The organism is Sphingomonas sp. C3-2, assembly GCF_033025475.1.
Lineage (GTDB): Bacteria > Pseudomonadota > Alphaproteobacteria > Sphingomonadales > Sphingomonadaceae > Sphingobium_A.
In genome coordinates this window covers 772530-791945 of sequence record NZ_CP130322.1, presented here as the reverse complement: position 1 = coordinate 791945, position 19416 = coordinate 772530, and the positions used below count along the sequence as shown (strand labels likewise).

The following is a 19416-nucleotide window of genomic DNA, read 5'->3' as shown; positions in this document are numbered from 1 at the left end:
CGGGGGCAATTGGTTCAGGCTGCGCCTTCGCTGTCGAGCGCATAGCCCGCCGAACGGACGGTGCGGATGATATCGCTGCGCCCACCCACATTGATCGCCTTGCGCAGACGACGGATATGAACGTCCACGGTGCGCGGCTCGATCTCGCTGTCACGCCCCCAGACGCTATCCAACAGGCGTTCGCGCGAGAAGACCCAGCCGGGGTGTTCGAGGAAATGCTTGAGCAGCCTGAACTCCGTCGGCCCCAGTGGCACGATCTCGCCACCGCGCTTCACCTTATGGCCCACCGTATCCATTTCGATATCGGCATAGCTCAGCGTTTCGCCCGCCAGAGCAGGGCGAACCCGCCGCAGGACCGCGCCGACACGGGCAACGAGTTCGCGCGGGGAAAAGGGCTTTGTCACATAGTCATCGGCGCCGGTCTCGAGCCCGCGTACGCGGTCTTCTTCCTCGCCGCGCGCGGTCAGCATGATGATCGGTACATTGGCTGTGTCGGTTGCGCGGCGCAGGCGACGGCATACCTCAATGCCCGACAGGCTTTCGACCATCCAGTCGAGCAGTACGATATCGGGCGTCGATTCCCGGGCGAGGAGCAAAGCTTCCTCGCCATCGGGGGTATGGCGAACGGTGAAATCTTCCCGTTCGAAATTGTAGATGAGGAGTTCGGCGAGCGCCGCATCATCCTCAACCAGAAGCATGTCGGCGCGCATCCCGTTTTACTCCGTGACAGTTGTGGGGTCTTCGCCGCGCTCACGGTCCCCCAGATAATCGCCGGTGGCCGCATAATAGACCATTTCGGCAACATTGGTTGCGTGATCGCCAATGCGTTCGAGGTTCTTCGCCACGAACAGCAAATGGGCAGCCTCCCCGATGATCTTCGGGTTCTCCATCATGAATGTTACAAGCGTGCGAAAGATGCTGTTGTAAAAGTCGTCGACGATATGGTCACGCTCGACCACTTCGGCGGCCTTCTTTGCGTCGCGCGCAGCAAAGGCATCCAGCACATCATGCACCATCTCGGTTGCTGTCCGCGCCATTGCGGGGATGAGCGAAACCGGCTCGATCGATCGGTGGTTCTCGATCAGCGGCACGCGCTTGGCGATGTTCTTGGCATAATCGCCGATACGCTCGATCACGCCGGCGATCTTGATCGCAGCGACCATCTCGCGAAGGTCATCGGCCATCGGCGCGCGCAGTGCGATCACGCGCACGGCAAGTCGTTCGATCTCGACCTCAAGCGCATCAATCTTGCGGTCGGCGGCCACGATCCGGCGCGCGCTTTCATCGTCGCGCTTCACCAGTGCTTCGATGGCGCCGTTGATCGATTCCTCGGCATAGCCGCCCATCTGAGAGATCAGCCCGCGCAGCTTGCCGATATCCTCGTCGAAAGCCTTTACGGTATGTTCGCTTCCCGTACCCATATCCCCGCCTTCCTCAGCCGTACCGGCCGGTAATGTAATCCTTGGTGCGCTCTTCGCGCGGATTGGTGAAAATTTCAGAGGTTTCGCCGTATTCCACCAGCGTACCGAGGTGGAAAAAGGCCGTGCGCTGCGAAACGCGCGCAGCCTGCTGCATGTTGTGCGTCACGATAACGATCGCATAGCGGCCACGCAGTTCGTGGATCAGTTCCTCGATCTTGGCGGTCGCAATCGGGTCGAGTGCCGAGCAGGGCTCGTCCATCAGGATCACTTCCGGATCCACTGCAATGGCGCGCGCGATGCACAGGCGCTGTTGCTGGCCGCCTGAAAGCGCTGTGCCGCTGTCCGAAAGCCGGTCCTTTACTTCATCCCACAGGCCGGCCTTGCGAAGCGCGTTCTCGACGATGTTGTCCATGTCCGCGCGTCCGGCTGCAAGCCCGTGGATGCGGGGGCCGTAAGCCACGTTCTCATAGATCGTCTTGGGGAAGGGGTTCGGCTTCTGGAACACCATGCCGACACGGGCGCGGAGTTGCACGACGTCCATCGAGGATTCGTAGATGTCTTCACCGTCTAGCGTGATGCTGCCTTCGACCCGTGCCGAAGAAACGGTGTCATTCATCCGGTTCAGCGTGCGCAGAAAGGTCGATTTACCGCAGCCCGACGGGCCGATGAACGCGGTCACATTATCCATCTCCACATCGATGGAGACATTGTTGATCGCGCGCTTCTCGCCATAGAAAACGCTCACGTCGCGCGCGGTCATCTTGGGGTTGGTCATCGTCATATCCATTACCAGCGCTGTTCGAACTTGTTGCGGAGATAAATTGCGATCCCGTTCATCGTCAGGAGGAAGACGAGCAGAACGATGATCGCGGCAGAGGTCTTTTCGACAAAGCCGCGGCTCACTTCATCTGACCAGAGGAAGATCTGGACCGGAAGCACGGTTGCCGGATCGGTGATACCGCCGGGCGAGGTCGCGATGAAGGCGCGCATGCCGATCATCAACAGTGGCGCGGTTTCACCAAGGGCACGTGCCATGCCGATGATCGTACCCGTCAGAATGCCGGGCAGGGCAAGCGGCAGAACGTGATGGAACACAACCTGCACGGGGCTAGCGCCGATGCCGAGTGCTGCGTCGCGGATCGATGGCGGCACGGCCTTGATGGCGTTGCGGCCGGCGATCACGATTACAGGCATGGTCATCAGCGCCAACGTCAGGCCACCCACCAGCGGGGCCGAGCGTGGTAGATGCATGACATTGAGGAACACGGCGAGACCAAGCAATCCGAAGATGATCGACGGCACCGCAGCCAGATTGTTGATCGAGACTTCGATCAGATCGGTCCAGCGGTTACGCGGCGCATATTCTTCCAGGTAGACGGCCGCGAGAACGCCGATCGGAAAGGCCAGAAGGAGCGTGACGACCATTGTCAGAAGCGAGCCTTTGAGCGCGCCCCAGACGCCGACGCGGGTCGGATCGGTTGCATCGGCACCAGTCAGGAAACCGGCATTGAAGCCCGTGCTGACCCGGTCCTGCGCTTGCAGCGCGGCATAGGCTGCCTCACCGACAGCATCGCCCTTGCTCTTTGCCGCGAGGTCGACCGCCGTGGATGCCGGAACTTCGATCTCCACCTGCTTCGACAGGATATCGGGATCCGCCTTGATCGCATCGCGCACGGCAAGCCAGGCGCTTTCCGAAATATATGTGTCGCCATTCTCGCCAAAGGCGGCCTTGGCGGCGGCATCTGTGGCGCCCTGAATATCGGCAGCTGCCAGTGCCTCGTCGGCCTTGTCTCCGCGCAGAGTTGCCGGGTCGATCATCAGCGTCGACGCCGCGAAGTTCACCGGAAGGCGCACTTCGGTCTGGGTGAAGCCACGTGCGCCATTGCCGACCATCGTGATCAGCAGGAAGGCAAGGAACGCGGCCGAAATGACGACCGAGATGAAGCCGAGCGCCCGGAAGCGGCGTTCCGCCGCATAGCGCCGTTGGATCCGCTTCCGCATTGCGGGCGTGTTCCAGTCGGTCGGCTGGCGTGCAGCCTTTGGCGCATCCGACATCGGCGCGGAATTTGCCGTAATGTCAGTCATAAGCTTCCCGATATTTCTTCACGACGCGCAGGGCGACGATGTTGAGGAGGAGGGTGATCATGAACAGGACCAAGCCGAGCGCGAAGGCGGCGAGCGTCTTGGCGCTGTCGAACTCCTGGTCGCCGGTCAGCAACTGAACGATCTGGGTGGTGACGGTGGTGACCGAACTGAACGGATTGGCGGTCAGATTGGCAGCAAGGCCAGCAGCCATCACCACGATCATCGTTTCACCGATCGCGCGGCTTACCGCGAGCAGCACACCGCCGACGACGCCGGGCAGGGCGGCCGGCAGCAGCACCTTGCGGATGGTTTCGGAGGAGGTTGCGCCCATGGCGAGTGAGCCGTCGCGCATCGCCTGCGGAACCGCTGCGATGGAATCGTCTGCCATGGATGACACGAAAGGAATGATCATCACGCCCATTACGACACCGGCGGCAAGCGCGGATTCCGACGATGCGTTGCTGATGCCTATGGCGACCGCCAGATCGCGGAGCGCCGGCGCCACGGTAAGGGCCGCGAAATAGCCGTAAACCACGGTCGGCACGCCCGCCAAAATCTCGAGAATCGGCTTCATCCAGCGACGCGTGGAGGGCTTGGCATATTGTGTGAGATAGATCGCGCTCATCAGGCCGAGCGGAATGGCGACGGCCATGGCGATGATCGCGCCGATGAAGATCGTGCCCCAGAAGAGCGGAACCGCGCCGAAGGCATTTTGCTGGCCGGGGAGCACTGCCGATTGCGGGCTCCACTTCGTACCGAACAGGAACTCTACGGGCGAAATCATGCTGAAGAAGCGGACGGATTCGAAGAGCAGCGATGCGACGATGCCGATCGTGGTCAGGATCGCGATGAGCGAGGCGAGAAGCAGTGCACCCATCACCAGCCGCTCAACGCGCGTACGGGCGCGGAAGTCTGGTTTCACCCGGGTAAAGGCATAGGCGCCGCCGGCGAAGGCCAGGATCAGCGCAATCGCGGTGCCGATCGAGCCGTAAAGCGTCAGTGCCTGGCGATAAGCGGGCGCGAGTTCGGTCGACAGCGGATTGAACGCTGCCGTGATCGTGCCCTGGGCAATGCCGCGGGCTTCGGCGAGAATGGAGGCGCGCTCAACCGCGAGCTCGGGTAGCTTTGCGGCCACCGAAGTGGAAAGGACTGAATCGGTCACCAGCCCCGGCGACACAATCGACCACGCGACCAGGAAGATCAGCGTCGGGATGACCGCCCAAAGGCATACATACCAGCCATGATAGGCCGGCAATGAATGCGGGCGCGTGCTTCCAGCGCTGACGGAAAACCGCGCGGCGCGCATCCGGGCGCTGACCCAGGCGATAAGGCCGAGCCCCAGCACTAGGAACAGGAGTGCGAGCGTGGACACTGTGGGGTTCAGCCTTTCTTGCAATTATGCGGGCCGGCTGGATATCCATCCGACCCGCAAAAAGTTCGGTTTGATTATTTGAGCGAAGCGCCGTCGAGCGGCGTCATATTGGCGACGGTGTCCGCATTGGCCTTGCGAACCGCTTCGGGGGATGCGATCAGACCGCGCTTGGCCAGATAGCCGCCAGTGTTCCAGGCGCTTGCCCATTCGCCGACATATTCGCGAAGGCCCTTGATGGCGTTCAAGTGACCGGCCTTCACATAGATGTAGAGGGGCCGCGCGCCGGGGTAGGAGAAGTCGGCGATCGTGTCGTAGGTCGGCTTCACATTGTTCAACTCGATACCGCGGACGGTTGCCAGATTTTCCTCAAGGAAGCTGTATCCAAGGACGCCGATGGCGTTCGGGTTGGCGCCCAGTTTTTGCACGATGAGATTGTCGTTTTCGCCGGAGTCGACATAGGCGCCGTCTTCGCGGACGCGGGTGCACAGATCCTTGTGCTTGTCAGCGTTTTCGGACTTCAGCGCCTTCATTTCCGGATTTGCGTCGCAACCCTTTTCGAGGATCAGTTCGGCGAGAGCATCGCGCGTGCCGGAGGTCGACGGCGGGCCGTACACCTGGATCGGGATCGCCGGCAGTGCCGCGTTCACGTCTTTCCAGGTCTTGGTGGTGTTGGGCTTGCCATAGGGATTGGCAGCGAGCGCCTTGTAGATGTCTTCGGGGGTCAGCTTCATCGCCGGTCCCTTGACCGATTCTACAAATGCCAGACCATCAATGCCCACCTGGACTTCGACGACATCCTTCACGCCATTCTTCTGGCAATCGTCGAACTCAGTTTTCTTGATGCGACGCGATGCGTTCGCAATATCGGGGTGCGTGGCACCGAGCCCGGCACAGAACTGCTTCATGCCAGCGCCGGTGCCCGTCGATTCGATAACGGGTGCTTTGAAGCCGGTATTCTTATGCTGGAACTGTTCGGCAACCGCAGTTGAAAAGGGATAGACAGTCGACGATCCGACGACCTTGATCTGGTCGCGGGCTGCGGACGCACCGGTCGCGCCCTGATCGCCACAAGCGGACAGCGCGAGCGTTGAAACAGCGATGAGTGCAAACTTCTTCAACATTCTGATCTCCTTGCCACGTTTGTGGCGCGGCGCCGCGCTAGCAGCGTCAGGTTGGCCTTTTGTTGCAGATGTATTTCACTTTTATGACATGCGCTCCGAAGCGGCAGGAAGCGTGACTGTCACCGTTGTGCCCTTACCGGAAATGCTTGCGATATCGAGTTTTCCGCGATGCCGTTCGACAATATGTTTAACAATTGAAAGGCCAAGGCCGGTGCCTCCGAGTGAACGGCTTCGCCCCGAATCGACGCGGTAGAAGCGCTCTGTGAGGCGCGGAATATGGTGTGGGGCGATGCCTTCGCCTTCGTCCTCGACCGACAGTCTCACCATCGCATTACCGTTTCCTGCCATAGAGATGCGGATGGGGGTGCCTGGACGACCATATTTGAACGCATTGCCGACGATATTGTGTAGCAACTGGGATAGCTGTGCCCGGTCCCCGGCCACAGGAGGCGTTTTCTCGTCAATCTCGACGAGGATTTCGCGCTGATCCGCGCCGGGGCGATCCTTCGTCACCCGGCTGACTTCCTGAACCAGTGGTACCAGATCGACCGCATCGTCGGGCGCACGATATTTGTCCGCTTCGATGCGGGAGAGGGAAATGAGGTCATCCACCAGCGTCTGCATACGCCGGGCCTCTTTCATCATCACGCCCAAGAAGCGCTTGCGGGTTCCGGCGTCGCTACCGGCTTCCGGCTCGTCCAGCGTTTCGATAAAACCGATGATGCCGGCAAGCGGCGTGCGCAGTTCGTGGCTCGCATTGGCAACGAAGTCCACGCGCATCCGCTCGGCGACATAGGCTTCGCTGCGATCGATGAGGTGCACCAGCCGGCGTTCATCGCCGATGTCGACCACACGCATCAGCCAGTGCTGGTCAAGCGATCCGAGGCCGACCAACTCGATCCCACGATCGTCGCGGGGCAGGGTGCTCGCCATCAGATGTTCCGCGGCGGCGGGGTGACGAATGGCGACGCGGACGTCCTCTCCCATGATATGGTTGCCGAACAGCGCGAGTGCCGCCGGGTTGGCGATGATGATGCGCCCGCGGCGGATGATGAGCGCGGGGTCGTTCAGCGCCTCGATCACCTTGACGCGGGCCCGGCCCGCGCTTTCTTCGGCGTTCAATATCGGCGTTGTGTTATCATTTTCGAATTTGAACGGATATTGTGCGATCAGGATCGCGGCCATTCCGCCGAGCAGCGTGACGAGCGCTGATTCCCAGTTGCCTCCCACGCCCCAACCGACTCCTGCGGCCAATATGACGATGACGACTGCGGTGGTGGTCCACGGGGAATCGAGCAGCTTCATGCTGCTTCCCTTAGCGGATTTGGCAGAGTGTCACCGCAATTTTCGTGCGTTGGGCTTTTCAGGCAGATTGCGGCATCAACCTCGCAAGCGCGGGGATCAGTTCGTCATAATGATCAATAATGACATCGGCGCCGAGTTCTTCAATCGGCTGCATGAGGAAACCGAAAGAGACGGCGACCGAAGGAATACCGGCATTTTTCGCTGCCAGCGTGTCGAAAATGGAATCTCCGACAAAGGCCGCACGTCCGCCGCCCGCGCGGGCAATCATTTCGTGAATGGGCGCTGCGCTTGGCTTGGAATTGCCCTTGCCCATCGTATCCCCGCCAATCAGCGCGACGAACCGGTCGCGCAGGCCGAGTTGCACAAGCACCTTCTGCGCAAGATGTTCGAACTTGTTGGTAACGACGGCCAGCTTCACGCCCATGGCGTCGAGTTGGTCCAGTGCGGCAAGCGTGCCGGGAAAGGGCACCGTTCCCACCGCGATATTGGCTTCGTAAAAGGTGAGGAGCCGGTGGTAGAGATCCTCCATCTCTTCCTCCGTATAGCCGCCCGTTGCTTCCAGGCCGCGTTCGAGCATTTTCTTGGCGCCGCCCCCGATCATGGGCTTTACCTCTTCGACGCTCAGCGGCGCGCGCCCGGCATGGGCAAGGGCGTGGTTGACCGCATTTGCAAGGTCGACGCTGGTATCGAGCAGCGTGCCATCCAGATCGAAACCGACAATGTCGAAGGGGAAATCGTTCATGCCCGCCTCATGCCGCGCCTAGGGTGGCGTTGGCAAGCAAGTCATGGCAATGCGCAGCTTCTGACTTTCTGTTGAGAGGAAAATGCATGTCGCTGCCGCCGATTGCCGCCATCGTTCTTGCCGCAGGGCAGGGGACGCGGATGAAATCGGACCGGCACAAGGTTCTGCATCCGATTGCGGGCCGTCCGATGCTGCATCACCTGTTGGCGAGCATCGATACGCTGGCGCCGACGGAGAAGGTCGTCGTCGTCGGCTCGGGGCGCGATCAGATCGAGGCCTCCCTTGCAGGACGCGGCGTACGTATTGCGGTGCAGGCCGAGCAGCTTGGCACCGGGCATGCCGTTCAGCAGGCGGAAGAGGCGCTTCAGGAGTTCGATGGTGATATTCTGATCCTGTACGGGGACGTGCCGCTTGTCTCGGTCGATACGATGCAGCGCATGCGCGAGCGGTTGAACGCATCGGATGCTCCGGCTGCGGTCGTCCTAGGGTTTCGACCGACCGATCCCGCAGCCTATGGCCGAATTGTCGCGGATGATGCCGGCACCATTGCCAAGATGGTCGAGTTCAAGGACGCCTCTGCCGAGGAGCGTGCCGTCACGCTGTGCAATTCGGGATTGTTGGCTGTTCGCGCACGCGATTTGTTTGCGCTGCTGGCGCGGGTCGGCAACGACAATGCGGCGGGGGAATATTATCTTCCCGATATTGTCATGCTCGCGGCGACTGATGGTCGCCAGAGCGCTGTTATCGAGGGTGCAGCCTGGGAAGTCGCAGGGGTCAACAGCCGGGCTGAGCTAGCGGCGGTCGAGGCGAGCTGGCAGCAACGTCGCCGCGCCGCGGCCATGGCCGACGGTGTTACGCTGACGGCACCCGACACCGTATATTTCGCCTATGACACGGTGCTGGGCCGCGACGTTACCATCGAGCCCAATGTGGTTTTCGGCCCCGGTGTCCATGTGGCGGATCACGTTTCGATCCGCGCCTTTTCGCATCTTGAGGGCGCTGTTGTTGAAAAAGGTTCGGAAGTAGGCCCTTATGCGCGCCTGCGTCCCGGTGCCGTACTTCGTGAAAAGGCGAAGGTGGGCAATTTCGTCGAGGTCAAGAAGGCCGTTCTGGGCAAGGGCGCCAAGGCGAACCACCTTAGCTATCTTGGCGATGCGGAGATTGGCGAGGGCGCGAATATTGGCGCGGGTACGATCACTTGCAATTATGACGGCTATTTCAAATATCGGACCGAAATTGGCAAAGGCGCCTTTATCGGATCGAATAGCGCGCTCGTTGCGCCGGTTCGGATCGGCGATGGTGCCATTGTCGGCGCAGGTTCGGTGGTAATCCGCGATGTCGAGGCGGATGCACTCGGCGTTGCGCGGGGCAAACAGGATGTTAAGCCCGGCTGGGCCGCACGTTTCCGTGCGGCAATGCAGGCAAAGAAGGCGGGATAAGCGTAATATGTGCGGAATTATCGGGATTCTCGGCCAGGGCGATGTGGCGGGTCGGTTGGTGGACGGGCTTCGTCGGCTTGAATATCGCGGATATGACTCCGCAGGTGTTTGCACCATCAATAATGGCGCGCTCGACCGGCGTCGCGCAGAAGGCAAACTGAACAATCTGGCTGAAAAGCTGGCCGCCAATCCGCTTCCGGGAAGCAGCGGCATCGCCCATACCCGTTGGGCGACGCATGGTGCGCCGACCGAAGATAATGCGCATCCGCATGTCGTGGGCGATGTCACTTTGGTCCACAACGGCATTATCGAGAACTTCAAGCCACTGCGCGACGAACTGATCGCCGAAGGCCGCCATTTCGCCAGCCAGACCGACACCGAAGTGGTCGGTCATCTCGTCGCCCGCGAAATCGAGCGCGGCGCAACGCCCGAACAAGCGGTGGCTGCGGTCTTGCCGCGTCTCCACGGTGCCTTTGCGCTCGCCATCATGTTCCGGGAATATCCTGATCTGCTGATCGGGGCGCGACTGGGGGCTCCGCTTGTCGTCGGTTATGGCGAGGGGGAGAATTATCTGGGGTCGGACGCGCTTGCGCTGGCGCCGTTGACGCAGAAGATCGCCTATCTCGACGAAGGGGACTGGGCGGTCGTCAAGCGCGACAAGGTCCAGATCTTTGATCGCGACAATAATCCCGTCGAGCGCCCGGTCACGCATTCCGGCGTGACGGGAGCGATGATCGACAAGGGCAATCATCGCCATTTCATGCAGAAGGAAATCTACGAGCAACCGGTGGTCGTCGCGCAGACCCTGCAGAGCTATCTGCGCCCGCTCGAGAATCAGGTCGCCTTGCCTGACATGGATTTCGACCTTGGTGAGATCCGCCGCGTCACGATCGTGGCCTGCGGCACGAGCTTCTATGCGGGCATGGTCGCCAAATACTGGTTCGAGCAGTTTGCGCGCGTGCCCGTCGACCTCGATGTCGCGTCGGAATTTCGGTATCGCCAGCCTGTTCTGGAACCAGGCGGTCTTGCGCTGTTTATTTCGCAGTCTGGCGAAACGGCCGATACGCTCGCCGCGCTTCGTCATGCACGGACTGAGGGGCAAAAGATTGCGGTTGTCGTCAACGTGCCCACCAGTTCCATGGCGCGCGAGGCCGATCTGCTTTTGCCAACGCATGCGGGGCCCGAGATCGGCGTGGCATCGACCAAGGCCTTTACCTGCCAGTTGGCGGTGCTCGCGGCGCTGGCTGCCAATCTTGCGCGCGCCAAGGGGCGTTTGTCGGCGGACGAGGAACGCGAGATTGTGAGCCACCTGACCGAGGCGCCAGCGGCGCTCAACCAGGCGCTTGCATATGATGAGGATATTCTCGCGATCGCTCCTCTCGTCGCGCCCGCGCGCGACGTGCTCTATCTCGGCCGTGGTCCCGACTATCCGATGGCGCTTGAGGGTGCGCTGAAGCTCAAGGAAATCAGCTATATTCACGCCGAAGGCTATGCCGCCGGCGAAATGAAGCACGGCCCGATCGCTTTGATCGATGAACATGTGCCCGTGATCGTCCTTGCACCATCTGGCCCGCTTTTCGAAAAGACGGTCTCGAACATGCAGGAAGTGCAGGCACGCGGCGGCAAGGTGATCCTGATCTCCGATGCCGACGGTATTGCGCAGGCGGGGGATGACGTTCTGGCAACGATCGAAATGCCTGTCGTCCATCCGCTGATCGCGCCGCTGGTCTATGCGGTGCCCGTGCAGTTGCTTGCTTATCACGTCGCGGTCCTGAAGGGCACCGATGTCGATCAGCCGCGCAATCTGGCGAAGTCTGTTACCGTCGAATAATCGCTGAGGTGGGGGTGGGTAGTGTGTGTCTGCCTGCCCGCCATCAGCGACAGCATAATCAAAACAATAAGGGGAGGATGCGTTGGGCGATCAGTTGGACACGCCGAAGCAGGTAGTTGCGCGCTATTTCGAGTGCCAGCGGAGCGGTGACCTTGTAAAGAGTCTCGATCTGATGACGCCGGACGTCACCTGGACCGTTCCGGGAGACTGGGAGATGGCAGGCGTCCGGGATCGATCGGCGCTTGAGACGATGCTGGCAGAACTCAACGTCTTTGAAAGCGGGCTGGAGTTCGAGCATCAATCGGTGACGGCGGAGGAAGACCGCGTTGTCGTTTTCACCCATGTCACGGGCAAGCTGCTCGACGGCCGTGTCTATCGGAACGCCATCGTCTTCATCTTCGAAATCGAGAACGGCAAAATCCGCTCTGTCGTCGAGATGCCGGATTCCGCGAAGTCGCGGGCGTTCTGGCTGGGGAAATAATATCAGGCCACGCGCATAAACACACTGTCTCTCCTCACTCCGTTTCAGTGCTGGTCAGCGTCGCGCGCATGCCGCACTGTGCCGTAAAATATATACGGAGGGGGTGACGGTGGGGACAGATCATTTGATAAACCGGCAGTGGCGCCTTGCGCGGCGCCCGCACGGGATGGTTACGGCGGCCGATTTCGAGCGGCGTGATGAGCCGGTTCCGATCGTCGATCTGGATGCGGGCGAGATACTGCTTCGAACCGTCATGCTCGGGTTCGATCCCGCGCAGCGCGGCTGGATGGATGATGTCCCGGGGTATATGCCGCCGATCGCGATCGGAGAGCCGGTGCGTGGCAGCAGCATCAATCAGGTGGTTGCGTCACGAAATCCGGCCTATCCGGAAGGCGCGCTGGTACGCGGCCTCTATGGATGGCAGGACTATGCGGTTGCCTGTCGCGCAGGCGAGGAGCCACCTTCGCTCGTGCCCACCGGTGTAACGCCCGAACAGGCGCTCGGCCTTTTTGGCGGGGCCAGTTTCACCGCCTATGTCGGGATTCGCGATGTCGGCGCGGTTCGCGCTGGCGATACGGTTGTGGTTTCCGGGGCTGCGGGCGCTGTCGGTTCCGTGGCGCTTCAGGTTGCCCGGCTTTCTGGCGCGCGGGTGATCGGGATTGCCGGCGGCACCGAAAAATGCGGATGGTTGGTCGATGAGTATGGTGCCGATGCGGCCATTGATTACCGGGCGGAAAATGTTGAGGAGCGCCTGAAGGCGCTATGCCCCGATGGTATCGATCTGTTTTTCGACAATGTTGGTGGGACTATCCTCGAAGCCGCGATTGCCAATCTTGCCTGGTTCGGGCGGATCGTCCTGTGTGGGGGTGTGTCCGGCTATAATGCGGAAGCACCCGTGCCCGGCCCAAGAAATCTGATGGAATTGGTGACCAGGCGTGGAACGATGCGCGGCTTCATCCTGCTCGACCATCTCGATCGGATCGCCGCAGCCAGCGCGGATCTGACGTCGTGGACCGCTTCGGGAGAATTGCGGTATCGCACCGATATTCAGCAGGGGTTCGAGAATATTCCCGATACGTTTTTGCGACTGTTCAGCGGTGCGAACCGGGGCAAGCAGTTGCTCCGGCTCACACCCGACTGAGCGTTTCAGTTGTCGCGCGCGACCTGAAAACCGGCAAAGGACTGCGTCACCGGCATCAGTTCCAGCGTGTTGATGTTGAGATGGCTGGGCTGGCTTGCCACCCAGAAAAGCGTATCGGCGATGTCTTCCGCCGTCATCGGATTGGCGCCCTGATACAGCGTATCCGATGCCGTCTGGTCACCGCCGGTGCGCACCAGCGTGAATTCGGTTTCCACCATGCCGGGTTCAATCGAGGTGACGCGCACGCCGGTGCCGTGCAGATCGGACCGAAGACCGAGCGAGAATTGGCGCACAAAGGCCTTTGTGCCGCCATAGGCGTTTCCACCGCGATAAGGGTAAGTTGCGGCGACCGAACTGAGGTTGATGATCATCCCCTTGCGCTCGATAAGCCGGGGAAGCAGCGCGTGGGTGATCGTTACCAGGCCGGTGATGTTGGTATCGATCATCTGGCGCCATTGATCCAGCTGGGCTTCCTGCGCAGGGGCCGTGCCGAGCGCAAGCCCGGCGTTGTTGATCAGCAGGTCGATATCGCGAAATCCATCGGGCAGCTTTGCAAGCGTCTGTGCAATCGCGGCTTCATCGCGAATATCGAACGAGACCGGGTGCACATGCTCCTGGCCCAGTTCGGCGACCAGATTTTGCAGCCGATCCTCGCGGCGCCCGGTGATGATCGCCTTCCATCCATTCGCCACAAACTTGCGAGCCGTCGCAGCGCCAATGCCTGCAGTGGCGCCTGTGACCAATATTGTTCGATTCATGATTCCGGCTCCCCGAAGAAACTTGTTTGCCAGTCCGACACAGGGGGCGGGATAGCGATAAAAGCGAACAGATGCACCCCTTGGAACGGTTCTGGATATCGTCACGGTGTTTCTCAGATGCGTCATCATCCGAGTAGTTCTTGATTGGCGCTCACGTGGAACATAATAAGAACATATGCGAGTCGCCCCTGCCTTTCCTCTGCCACCTGACACGCCCGGAACAGGTTTCTGGGCGAGCGGCGTCACGTCTTTGGACGAGGCTCTGGCAGGCGGGCTGGGCTATGGGCAGGTGCATGAAATCTATGCAGCGGAGCCTGACGATGCCAGTTCTGCGGCGGGCTTCGCCATGGCAGTTGCCATGGGAATGTGTGGGAGCACAAACAGTCCGAAACAGGCCATCCTTTGGTTGCGGGAGCGGCGCTGGCTCAAGACCTCGGGCATCCTGCAGGCAGGCGGCTGGGCCGAACTGGGCGGTGCGCCTGAGCATGGGCTGGTGGGCGTGGTGCCTGACACGCTTGCGCTGCTGCGTGCCGCAGCCGAGGCCTTGCACTGCGGCAGATTGGGGGCCGTTATTCTCGAAGGCTGGGGCGCCATGCGCACGCTTGACCTGACCGCTAGTCGCAAACTGGTTCTGGCGGCCGAGAAATCCGGCGTGCCGCTGCTGTTGCTGCGCATGGATGCCGTCCCTTCGCCCAGTGCCGCACGTACGCGCTGGCAGGTGGCGGCCGCGCCGTCGCGGGCATTGCCCGGCAATGCCCCAGGACAACCGACGTTCGACTTGACCCTGTTGCGCCAGCGATCCGGCCCTTGCGGCCTCGACTGGCGGCTGGAGTGGGACCGTGATCGATGCAAGTTCCGTGAAGCGCCGGTATCTCGCGCTATGGTTTCCGTTCCTCTCGACCGACCGCTGGCGGATCGGGGAGATGCGCCGGCATGGGCGAGAAAACCCCGCGCCGCCTGAGGCAGACTGCGATACACCTTTGCCGCTGGCCATGGTCGCCAAGGTCAGAGGGGCATTGAGGCTCGCGGCGGTGGACGCCAAGGCGCAGGCGCTGGGCATCGTGCCGGGGGCGACACTGGCCGATGCACGAGCCGTTGAGCCTGACCTGATCGTCACTGAAATGGACGAAGGGGCAGACCGCCACTGGCTCGAACGCATGGCGCGCCGCTGCCTTGACTGGTCGCCGCGCGTTACGCTGGCCTCGTTCGATGGGATTACGCTCGACATTGCAGGGGGAGATCATCTTTTCGGCGGTGAGGCAGGGCTATGTGCTCAGGTCGAGGACGCTGCGGCGGACATGGGCATGACGCTGCGCTGGGCAGTCGCTTCTACGGCGGAAGCAGCGCAGGCATTGGCCCGATACGGCACTCTGCCTGTTGTCGACGAACGGGCGGCCGTTCGCGCCCTGCCGGTGATCGCGCTGGGGCTCGATCCGGATTCCATCCTTGCGCTCAACAGGGCGGGGCTCAGATGTATCGGCGATCTGGTAGTGCGCCCCACGGCCAGCATTGCCGCGCGTTTCGGGGCAGGCGCCGTCAGCGCTCTGCAACGCCTGACCGGCGCGGAACAGGCCCCCATCGATGCCCTGAGAGATCCCGAGCCGCTTCATTTCGAGCGCCGTTTCGCCGAACCCGTCGCACTGCAAAGTACGATCAGCGCGGTTTTCATGGACTTGTTGCAAGAGGCGGCAGGCGCCCTTGCAGAACGCGCGCTGGGTGGTCGCCGGTTTGCATTGACCCTTTACCGAAGTGACGGTGCGCGTCATCGGCTGGACATCGAAACCGGGCGCCCGAGCCGCGATCCTGCATTGGTTCTGCGTCTGTTTGATGAGCGTATTGCCAGCCTGGCCGATCCGCTCGATCCTGGCTTTGGCTATGAGCGCATAAGCCTGTTCCTGCCCGCGACCGACCCTCTGGCCGCCAGCCAGCCTGAGCTTGGCGGCGGGGAAAAGGACGACGCTGCGCTGACCGAACTGGTCGAGCGGCTCAGCACCCGGCTTGGGGCAGGCAGCCTGCGCCGCCTTGCGCCGCATGAGAGCCACTTGCCCGAACAGGCGCAACTGGCCTTGCCTGCGATGAGTGAGCGCGTTCCAGTGCCATGGCCACGTCCGCCCGAAGGCGAGCCGCCGATGCGCCCGCTCTTCCTGTTCGATCCGCCCCAGCGCGTGGAGGTCTTGGCTGAAGTGCCCGATGGGCCGCCCCACCGCTTTCGCTGGCGGCGCAAGTTGCATGAGGTGCGGCTTTACGAAGGGCCAGAAAGGATTGCGAACGAGTGGTGGCGTCACAAAGGCGGGGAATGTGCTGACCAAGGTGGGCTGACCCGCGACTATTACCGGGTGGAAGATGTTCTTGGGCGGCGATACTGGATCTTCCGCCACGGGCTCTACGATGAAAAGCCTGATCCGCACTGGTACATGCACGGCCTCTTCGCATGAGGGCGGGGGGCTCCCTTCAGGGTGCTGTGCCTTTCGTCGAATTGCTGGCCGCCAGCAACTACAGCTTCCTGCGAGGGGCATCGCATCCCGCCGAGATGGTCGCGCGCGCGCAGCAACTGGGTATGGCGGGCATCGGCATTGCCGATCGCAACACGGTGGCCGGAGTGGTCCGCGCGCATATGGCCTGGCGTGAGATTGGTGGCGCGGCGAGCGATTTGAAGCTGGCCGTGGGAGCAAGGCTGGTCTTTGCACCTGATCCCGAAAGTGGGCTGAGCCCACCAGATATCGTCGCTTATCCAATGACCCGGCATGGCTGGGGGCAGTTGACCCGCCTGCTGACGCTGGGCAACCGACGCACGAGCAAGGGTGATTGTACGCTTTACCTATCGGACCTGCTGGAGCACGCGCAAGACATTGCGCTGATTGTCACGCAGCCGGATCGCAGGACCCTTGGCGCCTTGAAGGCCGCCTGTCCTGATCGACTATGGCTTGCGGTGACGATGCTGCGGGCGGGCACGGATGCGCGCAGATTGGAAGAAGCGCGGATGGTTTCGGCCTCGCTCGGCGTGCCGCTGATCGCCACCAATGATGCGCTTTATGCCGATTCCGGTGGGCGCGCGCTGCACGATATCCTCACCTGTATTCGCGAGGGTGTGACCATCGACACGGCGGGAAAGCGCCTTGCGCCCAATGCCGAACGACATTTGAAGTCGCCTGATGAAATGGCCCGCTTGTTTCGCGCCTGCCCCGAAGCGATCGCGGCCACCACCGCGTTTCTGGCTCGGATTTCTTTTTCTCTTGATGACTTGCGCTACGAATATCCGCTTGAGCCCGTTCCTGCCGGATGGGAGCCGCAAGGCTGGCTGGAGCATCTGGTAGAGGAGGGCGGGCTTGCCTTGTTTCCGGACGGTTTGCCCAAGGCGTACCGCGTCGTGCTCGATCAGGAATTCGCGCTGATCCGCAAGCGCAATTATGCCTGCTATTTCCTCACTGTTCACGACATTGTGCGTTATGCGCGCAGCCTTGATCCGCCGATCCTCTGCCAGGGGCGTGGCAGTGCCGCCAATTCGCTGGTCTGCTATTTCCTAGGCATTACGCCAATCGATCCGGTTCACGAAAAACTCTTATTCTCTCGCTTCCTCTCCGAAGAACGTGACGAGCCGCCCGATATCGATGTCGATTTCGAGCATGAGCGACGCGAGGAGATCATGCAGTATGTCTATGCCCGTTATGGACGTGAGCACGCCGGGATCGCGGCCACCGTCATCCATTATCGTCCACGCAGCACGCTGCGCGAGGTGGGCAAGGCGCTGGGCCTGACGGAAGACGTGACCGCAAGGCTTTCCTCCACGATCTGGGGGAGTTGGGGTGACGACGTGCCCGAGAGCCGTATGGCCGAGGCCGGGTTCGACAGCGCCAACCCTGAGATCTCCCGCCTCAAGACGCTTGTCGATCGGCTTCTGGGCTTTCCCCGGCATCTTTCCCAGCATGTCGGTGGCTTTGTTCTGACCCAGGGACGGCTCGATGAACTGGTGCCGATCCACAATGCGGCCATGCCAGACCGCACCTTCATCGAATGGGACAAGGACGATATTGACGCGCTCGGCCTGATGAAGGTCGATATACTAGCGCTCGGCATGCTGACCTGCATCCGCAAGAGCTTCGATCTCATGCGCCGACATGATCTTGGCGACCTCAGCCTTGCCACTGTCCCGCGCGAGGATGCAGATACCTACAGGATGTTGCAGCGCGCAGACAGCATCGGCACTTTTCAGGTCGAAAGCCGCGCGCAAATTGCCATGCTGCCGCGCATGAAGCCGCGCGAACTCTATGACCTGGTGATCCAGGTGGCAATCGTGCGGCCGGGGCCGATCCAGGGTGGGATGGTCCATCCCTATCTGCGTCGCCGCAACGAGGAAGAGGCGGTGCGTTATCCGCAGCCGGCACCTCCCCACGATCCATATGAACTGCGCGAGGTGTTGGGCAAGACGCTCGGCGTCCCCCTTTTTCAGGAGCAGGCCATGAAGCTGGCGATGGTGGCAGCCGAATTTACACCCGCGCAGGCCGATGGACTCAGGCGCGCCATGGCCACTTTCCGCAATCGCGGCACGGTTGATCGTTACCATGAATTGATGGTCGGTGGCATGACTGCGCGCGGCTATAGCAAGGACTTCGCCGAGCGGTGTTTCGAACAGATCCGTGGTTTTGGTGAATATGGCTTTCCTGAAAGTCATGCGCAGGCCTTCGCCTGGCTGGCCTATGTGTCCTCATGGCTCAAGTGTCACCATCCGGCGGTGTTCACCGCCGCGTTGTTAAACAGCCAGCCCATGGGCTTCTACGCCCCCGCCCAACTGGTGCGTGATGCCCGCGATCACGGCGTGGATGTGCGCGCCGTAGATGCCAATGCTAGCGCATGGGGCTGCACGCTCGAACCGCGCGACGATAATAATGGGCTGGCGCTGCGGCTCGGCTTTTCGCGGCTCGACGGATTTCGCCGGGACTGGGCCGTATCGATTGAGACCGGGCGGCAGTCAGGTCGTTTCGTGTCGCTGGAGGATCTGGCGGCGCGGGCCGCGCTTCCCCCGGCAGCGTTGCGCAAATTGGCCGACGCCGATGCATTGGGTTCGCTTGGCCTCACCCGGCGCGAGGCCTTGTGGGAAGCGCGTCGCAATCCTCCCGACCAACTCCCGCTCTTTACCGCCGCGCAAGCCCCTGAACTGGGACGTGAGCCGGATGCAAACCTGCCTGCAATGACACGCGCTGAAGAGGTTGTGGCAGACTATCAGACCGTCCGGCTTTCGCTGAAAGGGCATCCACTGCAGTTCCTGCGCGAAGTCCTCACTCGCGAAGGTGTGACAAGCTGCAACGCCGCCAATCATGCGCCGGATGGTCGCAAACTGCGTGTTGCCGGTGTCGTGCTGATCCGCCAGCGTCCCGGCAAGGGCAACGCGGTGTTCATCACCATCGAGGATGAGACCGGAATTACCAATGCCCTGCTCTGGTCACGTGACATGGAGCGTCAGCGCCGTGCGGTCATGTCTGCACGGCTGATGGTGATCGAAGGGGTAATCCAGCGCAGCAAGGAAGATGTGGTCCATCTCATGGTCAACCGCGTGTTCGACCGCAGCGCAATGCTGGAGATGCTCGACGATCGCGGAAGCAAGACAGCCTGCGCTTCGCCAGGGGACGAAGTTCGCCATCCGCAGGCGCCCCGTCAGTTGCGCAAGCACCCCCGCGATGTTCGCGTCATCCCAAAATCGCGCGATTTTCATTGATCTGAACCCG

Annotated in this window: 16 protein-coding genes; 7 read left to right on the top strand and 9 right to left on the bottom strand. The window is 61.5% G+C overall.

Annotated features, from left to right (window positions below; all coding sequences use genetic code 11):
- Window positions 1–14 precede the first annotated feature (14 nt).
- The 8 genes from phoB to QYC26_RS03760 all read right to left on the bottom strand — a co-directional run bounded on the left by phoB (window position 15) and on the right by QYC26_RS03760 (window position 8046).
- Window positions 15–710 carry a phosphate regulon transcriptional regulator PhoB gene (gene phoB / locus QYC26_RS03795; RefSeq protein WP_317514066.1) on the bottom strand — a complete coding sequence of 232 codons (696 nt, stop codon included), beginning with the start codon at window positions 708–710 and terminating at the stop codon, window positions 15–17.
- Between the two features lie 6 nt (window positions 711–716).
- The gene (phoU, locus tag QYC26_RS03790) at window positions 717–1421 is read right to left on the bottom strand and encodes a phosphate signaling complex protein PhoU (protein WP_317514065.1); all 705 of its coding nucleotides are present in this window, start codon (window positions 1419–1421) and stop codon (window positions 717–719) included.
- A gap of 13 nt (window positions 1422–1434) precedes the next feature.
- On the bottom strand, window positions 1435–2202 hold the full coding sequence (gene pstB / locus QYC26_RS03785; protein ID WP_317514992.1) for a phosphate ABC transporter ATP-binding protein PstB: 768 nt from the start codon (window positions 2200–2202) through the stop codon (window positions 1435–1437).
- 5 nt (window positions 2203–2207) lie between these two features.
- Complete coding sequence (pstA, locus tag QYC26_RS03780; protein ID WP_317514064.1) at window positions 2208–3506, bottom strand: phosphate ABC transporter permease PstA; 1299 nt, start codon at window positions 3504–3506, stop codon at window positions 2208–2210.
- Window positions 3499–4878, bottom strand: coding sequence for a phosphate ABC transporter permease subunit PstC (gene pstC, locus QYC26_RS03775; protein WP_317514063.1), 1380 nt, complete (start codon window positions 4876–4878; stop codon window positions 3499–3501). The genes pstA and pstC overlap by 8 nt, the downstream gene beginning before the upstream one ends.
- 74 nt (window positions 4879–4952) lie before the next feature.
- Complete coding sequence (locus QYC26_RS03770; protein ID WP_317514062.1) at window positions 4953–5999, bottom strand: substrate-binding domain-containing protein; 1047 nt, start codon at window positions 5997–5999, stop codon at window positions 4953–4955.
- An 81-nt stretch (window positions 6000–6080) separates the two neighbouring features.
- Window positions 6081–7304, bottom strand: coding sequence for an ATP-binding protein (locus QYC26_RS03765; protein ID WP_317514061.1), 1224 nt, complete (start codon window positions 7302–7304; stop codon window positions 6081–6083).
- A gap of 58 nt (window positions 7305–7362) precedes the next feature.
- A complete protein-coding gene (locus QYC26_RS03760; protein WP_317514060.1) occupies window positions 7363–8046 on the bottom strand; it encodes an HAD-IA family hydrolase in 684 nt (227 codons plus the stop codon).
- 86 nt (window positions 8047–8132) lie between these two features.
- Here QYC26_RS03760 and glmU point away from each other — a divergent pair, with 86 nt between their 5' ends.
- From glmU to QYC26_RS03740, 4 genes are all read left to right on the top strand, one after another.
- Entirely contained in the window at window positions 8133–9485 is a 1353-nt protein-coding gene (gene glmU / locus QYC26_RS03755) for a bifunctional UDP-N-acetylglucosamine diphosphorylase/glucosamine-1-phosphate N-acetyltransferase GlmU (protein ID WP_317514059.1), read from the top strand.
- Window positions 9486–9492: 7 nt separating this feature from the next.
- Complete coding sequence (glmS, locus tag QYC26_RS03750) at window positions 9493–11316, top strand: glutamine--fructose-6-phosphate transaminase (isomerizing) (protein ID WP_317514058.1); 1824 nt, start codon at window positions 9493–9495, stop codon at window positions 11314–11316.
- An 82-nt stretch (window positions 11317–11398) separates the two neighbouring features.
- A complete protein-coding gene (locus QYC26_RS03745) occupies window positions 11399–11797 on the top strand; it encodes a nuclear transport factor 2 family protein (RefSeq protein WP_317514057.1) in 399 nt (132 codons plus the stop codon).
- Between the two features lie 124 nt (window positions 11798–11921).
- A complete protein-coding gene (locus QYC26_RS03740) occupies window positions 11922–12938 on the top strand; it encodes an NADP-dependent oxidoreductase (RefSeq protein WP_317514056.1) in 1017 nt (338 codons plus the stop codon).
- Window positions 12939–12943: 5 nt separating this feature from the next.
- Here QYC26_RS03740 and QYC26_RS03735 read toward each other — a convergent pair whose 3' ends face one another.
- Window positions 12944–13696: an SDR family NAD(P)-dependent oxidoreductase gene (locus tag QYC26_RS03735; RefSeq protein WP_317514055.1), complete on the bottom strand. Its 753-nt coding sequence runs from the start codon at window positions 13694–13696 to the stop codon at window positions 12944–12946.
- 250 nt (window positions 13697–13946) lie between these two features.
- Between QYC26_RS03735 and QYC26_RS03730 the strand changes: the two genes are divergently transcribed.
- From QYC26_RS03730 to QYC26_RS03720, 3 genes are read left to right on the top strand one after another with little or no spacing between them, the layout of a single operon-like run.
- Window positions 13947–14657, top strand: a complete 711-nt coding sequence (locus tag QYC26_RS03730; protein ID WP_317514054.1) for a hypothetical protein — start codon at window positions 13947–13949, stop codon at window positions 14655–14657.
- A gap of 31 nt (window positions 14658–14688) precedes the next feature.
- Window positions 14689–16131, top strand: a complete 1443-nt coding sequence (locus QYC26_RS03725; protein WP_317514053.1) for a DNA polymerase Y family protein — start codon at window positions 14689–14691, stop codon at window positions 16129–16131.
- The gene (locus QYC26_RS03720; protein WP_317514052.1) at window positions 16128–19406 is read left to right on the top strand and encodes an error-prone DNA polymerase; all 3279 of its coding nucleotides are present in this window, start codon (window positions 16128–16130) and stop codon (window positions 19404–19406) included. The genes QYC26_RS03725 and QYC26_RS03720 overlap by 4 nt, the downstream gene beginning before the upstream one ends.
- Window positions 19407–19416 lie beyond the last annotated feature (10 nt).

Bases quoted from the DNA above. Each gene is read 5' to 3' on its own strand.
- QYC26_RS03765 (WP_317514061.1), bottom strand. From the start codon at position 7,304: ATGAAGCTGCTCGATTCCCCGTGGACCACCACCGCAGTCGTCATCGTC.
- QYC26_RS03760 (WP_317514060.1), bottom strand. From the start codon at position 8,046: ATGAACGATTTCCCCTTCGACATTGTCGGTTTCGATCTGGATGGCACG.
- QYC26_RS03720 (WP_317514052.1), top strand. From the start codon at position 16,128: ATGAGGGCGGGGGGCTCCCTTCAGGGTGCTGTGCCTTTCGTCGAATTG.
- phoB (WP_317514066.1), bottom strand. From the start codon at position 710: ATGCGCGCCGACATGCTTCTGGTTGAGGATGATGCGGCGCTCGCCGAA.
- glmU (WP_317514059.1), top strand. From the start codon at position 8,133: ATGTCGCTGCCGCCGATTGCCGCCATCGTTCTTGCCGCAGGGCAGGGG.
- QYC26_RS03770 (WP_317514062.1), bottom strand. From the start codon at position 5,999: ATGTTGAAGAAGTTTGCACTCATCGCTGTTTCAACGCTCGCGCTGTCC.
- pstA (WP_317514064.1), bottom strand. From the start codon at position 3,506: ATGACTGACATTACGGCAAATTCCGCGCCGATGTCGGATGCGCCAAAG.
- pstB (WP_317514992.1), bottom strand. From the start codon at position 2,202: ATGACGATGACCAACCCCAAGATGACCGCGCGCGACGTGAGCGTTTTC.
- glmS (WP_317514058.1), top strand. From the start codon at position 9,493: ATGTGCGGAATTATCGGGATTCTCGGCCAGGGCGATGTGGCGGGTCGG.
- QYC26_RS03725 (WP_317514053.1), top strand. From the start codon at position 14,689: ATGGTCGCCAAGGTCAGAGGGGCATTGAGGCTCGCGGCGGTGGACGCC.
- phoU (WP_317514065.1), bottom strand. From the start codon at position 1,421: ATGGGTACGGGAAGCGAACATACCGTAAAGGCTTTCGACGAGGATATC.
- QYC26_RS03735 (WP_317514055.1), bottom strand. From the start codon at position 13,696: ATGAATCGAACAATATTGGTCACAGGCGCCACTGCAGGCATTGGCGCT.